We start from the raw sequence: 4,976 nt of genomic DNA, 5'->3' as shown, positions 1-4,976 counted from the left end.
TTGGGTTACTGATGACCCTAGACTATCGCATCCAGCGATCTTTGCGTCGGCGTGTCGGCATAATGCTTGGTAAGACCAAACCAATGAGCAGACCAATACCGGCAACACCACCGCCGTAGATAAACCAGCGCATCAGGATCTCGCGCTTTTCACCATTGAGTTGGCTACTGAGCAGTTGCACTTTATCCTGCGTATTTTTCAATTCGCTTTTCAGGCGGTTATTCTCATCTTGCAGAGTGCTCAGTTCAGAGTCACTGCTGCTGACTTTGCGCTGCATCTCTTTGGTGCGTTCTTGCCAGCTACTGTCAATGGTTGTGAGTTTTTCACTCAGGGTTTTTACCTGTGCTTCAAGTTCTGGCACACGGGTTCGCAAACTGGGCTGGGGGCTTAACTGATTGGCCGGTAACCAAACCTGACGCCCTTTACTGTCAGTCACCTGCGCATAACCCGCTTGTGCGTTCGATGCGTTGAGTGTCACCGGCTCACCAGCATTGAGTGTGCCAACAATACGGTACTGATTACCGGGGCCTGAGTGCACGTAAGTTTGCAGCTCATCGGAGATATAACGTGTTTCTGAAGCCTGTGCGCTGAACGTGCAAGCGGCCAGCAGCAGAGCGGCAATGTTTGTGCTTAGTTTGGACATAAGGTCAAATTTTGTGCGTGTTCAAGATGGGGGAATAGTAGAAGGTTTGCGGGAGTGAAGCAAATCGGTGGTGCGCCAGTTTGACGCACCACCCAGTAGCACTGTTATCTTTTGGACTCTTTTTCGGCGATTAAGAGAACACCGCGCGGAAAAAGTAGAAGAAAATGATCGACAGGAACGCGCCTGCAGGCAGGGTAATGATCCATGATGCGACAATATTGCGCACCACGCCCAAATTCAGCGCTGCAATGCCACGGGCAAAGCCGACACCCAATACTGCACCGACCAATGTTTGGGTGGTGGAGATAGGTAAGCCTGTACCAGAAGCGATAACCACGGTAGTGGCGGTAGCAAATTGTGCAGCAAAACCACGGCTTGGTGTCAGATCAGTGATCCCCGTGCCGACGGTTGCCATCACTTTATGGCCCAGCAGTGCTAGACCAATCACGATACCGACCGCGCCAAGCGGTAAGATCCACCAGACGATTGGCGAGGTACTTTGTAAATCGCCTCCGCTGTTGATCACGGCAACAATTGCTGAAAGTGGGCCAATGGCATTGGCAACATCGTTTGAGCCATGGGCAAATGCCATCGCACAGGCGGTGATCACCATCAGCACACTAAAGACCCGCTCTACACCGGCAAACCCATTTTTAGATACGGCTTTGGCAGTAAAGCTTTTGCTGGAGATATACAGGTAGCCACCAACCATTACGGCGAAGGCAGATAACACGGAAATCAGCAGTGTTTCGCTGTCGCTCAGATCCAGACCAACATGTTTTAAGCCTTTTTTGATGGTTACTAAGAAAATAACCAGCGCGGTCAAAAACATGTATACCGGACCATAGCGTTTAGCATTTTTCATCGGGTTTTCGGTATCAAATATCAGCCGTTGTGCACTGATAAATATGCCGTAAGCCAGTACCCCCGCAATCAGCGGCGTAACCAGCCAGCTCCCGACGATGCCTTTTACACTGCTCCAGTCAACCGCATGTGGCCCAACAGACACACAGGCAAAACCGATAATTGCACCGATAATGGAGTGGGTGGTGGATACCGGCCAACCCATGAATGATGCTACGATCAGCCAAGTACCGGCTGCCAGTAGCGCCGACATCATGCCAAAGACCAAAATTTGCGGTTGATGGTTGAATAACGAGGTCTCAATGATCCCGTTACGAATGGTTTGGGTAACTTCACCACCGGCCAGATAAGCGCCGGCAAACTCAAAGATCATCGCGATAATAATCGCTTGTTTAATCGTGACCGCTTTTGAGCCAACAGAGGTGCCCATTGCATTGGCGACATCATTTGCGCCGATACCAATAGCCATCAGTAAGCCTAAAAGGGCCGCGACCAGCACGATAAGTGAGCCGTGTTGTGCCAAAATTTCCATTGAATTACCTATTATTTGCTACGTTATGAGCGAGCTAGCATCAATTCCAGACGAGCGCCTACGCGCAATGCCTGATCGGCTAAATCACCCACCCATTCCAGAGTCTTGTACAGGAACACCACATCAATCGGATTGAATTGATCTTCCAGCGTCAAAAGCGTCTGACGTAGCAGGATCTGGAGGTGGTCTGTATCATCTTCGATGTGATCCAACTCCGTGATCATCGTTTCTACTAGTGCAACCTCACGGCCTTTAAAGCCGGTTTCGAGCAAGCCGTCCATTTCGGCGATAACTCGATTTGATTGCGCAGTTGCATCCAAGCAGCGTTGCAGATAGTTCATGAAAGCAGGGTGCATTTCATCGGGAATGCGCAAATGGCGGCCGATAATGCGCCCAGAGATGTCTTTCGCACGGTTGGCAAGTTTGTCTTGCTGAGTCAGCAATTCAAGCATGTCAGTACGGTCAACGGGCAGGAATAAGCCGCGTGGCAGCTTAAGTCGGATCTCACGTTTCAGCGTGTCTGCCTGTTTCTCAAGCTGAGAAATATGCTCGCGTAGCTGATTCGCTTTTTCCCAATCATCATTTGCTGTGGCTTCAAAAAAAGGCACCAGCTGCAAGCAGCACTCGTGCACCTTTTTCGCATGCTCACCCAAAGGTTTGATGGGAGACTTGGCAAAAAGACCTAAAATAGTATTAACTGGCATAACCAATGTACCTATGTTGGCGTTTAATTGCGCAACAGTTGTCAGAGGATGCGCATGTTATCGTATGTCACCGCAGACTTCACCCGCTTGACGTCAAATAACCTCATTTTTCTGCTGCCATTAAGATAAAAAAGCAGTGCTATTTACGTGACAACATCTGGTTTCCCATTATGAATACTGAAATTGAGCTGAAATTTATTGTGTCTCCGGCGATTGAAGCCCCGCTGTTACAACTGCTGAAAAAACAGCAGATCAGCGAGCAGCGCCAGCGACAATTGATCAACACCTATTATGATACGCCCGCGCAACTTTTGCGTAGTGCCAAAATGGGATTACGTGTACGCACGGCAGATAACGCGCATACCCAGACCTTAAAAACAGACGGTCGGGTAGTCGCAGGGTTGCATCAGCGGCCAGAATTTAATGTGGCTATCACACAGGAAACGCCTGATTTGGCGCTGTTTGATGCTGATATCTGGCCAGCAGAGTGGGATGTCAGTGCGGTGAATGCGCAATTGCAACCGCTGTTTAATACCGATTTTTTACGCCAGCAGTGGCTGATTCGTTGTGAAGATCATGATGAAGCAGGTAAGCCGTGCAACCGTTTTTCTGAGATAGAGCTGGCGTTTGATCAGGGTTGGGTGATTGCCGGTGATCGCCGTGAAGCCATTTGTGAGATAGAGCTTGAGCTGATCAGTGGCCAGCCACGTGCGCTGTTTCAGTTGGCAGCGCAATTGTGTCAGTTGGGTGGATTACGTCAGGGCAGTGATAGCAAAGCAGCACGTGGATACCGTTTGGCGCAGCAACTGGCATCGCCACGCGCTGGGTTGGATCATTGTGCCGCGGATATGGCCGCTCCGATGCCATTGATGGTGGTATCACGAAAAGCCACGCTGGAGCAGGCTTTCGTGCAGGCATTAGAGCAGGCGCTGGCTCACTGGCAGGCCAATGAAGCGCTGTTTCATTCCGCGCTCGGTACAGTGACTGAGCCGACGTATCGAGCACCATTAGCGTGGTCTGCACTGAAAGAGGTACGTTGTGCGGTTGATTTTATCCGCCAATGGTTCACGCTGTTTGGCCGGCAAATTCCACGCAAAGCAACTGCGGCTTTGCGGCAGGATTTACTGTGGCTTGATGAGCAACTGGCGGTTGTTGATGGTTTAAGCCCATTAGCAGCATGGTTAGAACAATCGGATGTTGCGTTGCAAACCCGTGCGCCAGCATTGTTTGAGGCCGCTGAAGTGGCACTGCGGCCACTGTGCAGCGCCCATTATCAAGCGTTATTGCTTAGCCCACGTTATGCTCAACTGTTGCTGACGTTTAACCAGTGGTTAATTGAACAACACTGGCAGGGCTTCACGGATGCAAAAGGCAAACAGGATTTAGCCGCACCGGTGAAACGGTTTGCCGATATCCAGTTGGCGCGTCAGTGGTCTGAGGTAAAAAGTGTCTTTGTTGGTGCAAAACCGCTGGCACGGCAAAACTATCTGGATCAAATGCCACGGGTGCAGCGTTATGCTCAAACTGAACTGGCTCTAGGTGGGCTGTATTCTGCTGAACTCTGTTTGCCATTCCGACAGGCATGGCAGGCGTTGTGGGCACAACAACAGACGCTGCAACAGCATGATGTGGTGCGCCGCTTTGTTCAGAAATATACCGACAGTCTGCTTGCTACTGCAAACGCAGAGCAGGAGAGCGTAGACAATACAGAGCATGACTTGACGCTGGATACAGAGTTGCTTGCGCGTTGTGAGCAGCTATTGAGCAGCCTGAATGCTGAAGAAGTGCATCAGGTCGGGCAGTTAGAGTTGGCGCGGCATCATGCCTTAGCTCAGGCCGGATATTGGTTTTGATGATTAACTGGTTGTTTTAATGCTTGGCAACATAATACTTAGCAACATGGTGCAGAAATAAATCGGTAAGATGAGGGATAAAAGAGAAGGGCTGATGTTGTATCAGCCCTTTTTTACGTCTTTCTTTATGTCTCTTTGCTTGCCTGAGTCTGTTCGCTGTTTATTGGCGTGATGGACCATAAAATAGCAGAGGCTTGGTATTGAGTGAGTCGGTCAACGTTAAGACAAGTATCAGCATGGGCACTTACTTAATGTGCCTTTTTTACCCGGATAACGCGCCTCAATACAGGCGCGGTGAAATTCGGCTTCCGTTAATACCGGCAGTTCAGGGTGAGTTTTCTGCATATGTTCAACATAACGCAGGTAATCTGGTACACCAA

Annotated in this window: 5 protein-coding genes; 1 reads left to right on the top strand and 4 read right to left on the bottom strand. The window is 49.9% G+C overall.

From position 1 onward, the window contains the following. Positions 1-22: 22 nt before the first annotated feature. The 3 genes from ACRC27_RS13675 to ACRC27_RS13665 form a co-directional block, all read right to left on the bottom strand. A complete protein-coding gene (locus tag ACRC27_RS13675; RefSeq protein WP_438622365.1) occupies positions 23-643 on the bottom strand; it encodes a TIGR04211 family SH3 domain-containing protein in 621 nt (206 codons plus the stop codon). Positions 644-773: 130 nt separating this feature from the next. Next, complete coding sequence (locus ACRC27_RS13670) at positions 774-2,039, bottom strand: inorganic phosphate transporter (RefSeq protein ID WP_438622366.1); 1,266 nt, start codon at positions 2,037-2,039, stop codon at positions 774-776. A gap of 23 nt (positions 2,040-2,062) precedes the next feature. Next, positions 2,063-2,743 carry a TIGR00153 family protein gene (locus ACRC27_RS13665; RefSeq protein ID WP_438622367.1) on the bottom strand — a complete coding sequence of 227 codons (681 nt, stop codon included), beginning with the start codon at positions 2,741-2,743 and terminating at the stop codon, positions 2,063-2,065. Between the two features lie 170 nt (positions 2,744-2,913). On the opposite strand from ACRC27_RS13665, the gene ACRC27_RS13660 reads away from it, so the two are divergent. After that, entirely contained in the window at positions 2,914-4,596 is a 1,683-nt protein-coding gene (locus ACRC27_RS13660; RefSeq protein WP_438640129.1) for a CYTH and CHAD domain-containing protein, read from the top strand. A gap of 231 nt (positions 4,597-4,827) precedes the next feature. Here ACRC27_RS13660 and ACRC27_RS13655 read toward each other — a convergent pair. Further along, the coding region (locus ACRC27_RS13655; RefSeq protein WP_438640130.1) for a YbdD/YjiX family protein at positions 4,828-4,976 on the bottom strand (149 nt) is incomplete at its 5' end.

The sequence above is a fragment of the Plesiomonas sp. genome (assembly GCF_051650925.1).
GTDB lineage: Bacteria > Pseudomonadota > Gammaproteobacteria > Enterobacterales > CAMTGL01 > Plesiomonas.
Note: the sequence above shows the minus strand (reverse complement) of the source record. Positions and strands in the feature narration are given on the sequence as shown.

Excerpts from the sequence above, each read along its gene's own strand:
- ACRC27_RS13665 (WP_438622367.1), bottom strand. The coding sequence starts at position 2,743 with ATGCCAGTTAATACTATTTTAGGTCTTTTTGCCAAGTCTCCCATCAAA.
- ACRC27_RS13670 (WP_438622366.1), bottom strand. The coding sequence starts at position 2,039 with ATGGAAATTTTGGCACAACACGGCTCACTTATCGTGCTGGTCGCGGCC.
- ACRC27_RS13660 (WP_438640129.1), top strand. The coding sequence starts at position 2,914 with ATGAATACTGAAATTGAGCTGAAATTTATTGTGTCTCCGGCGATTGAA.
- ACRC27_RS13675 (WP_438622365.1), bottom strand. The coding sequence starts at position 643 with ATGTCCAAACTAAGCACAAACATTGCCGCTCTGCTGCTGGCCGCTTGC.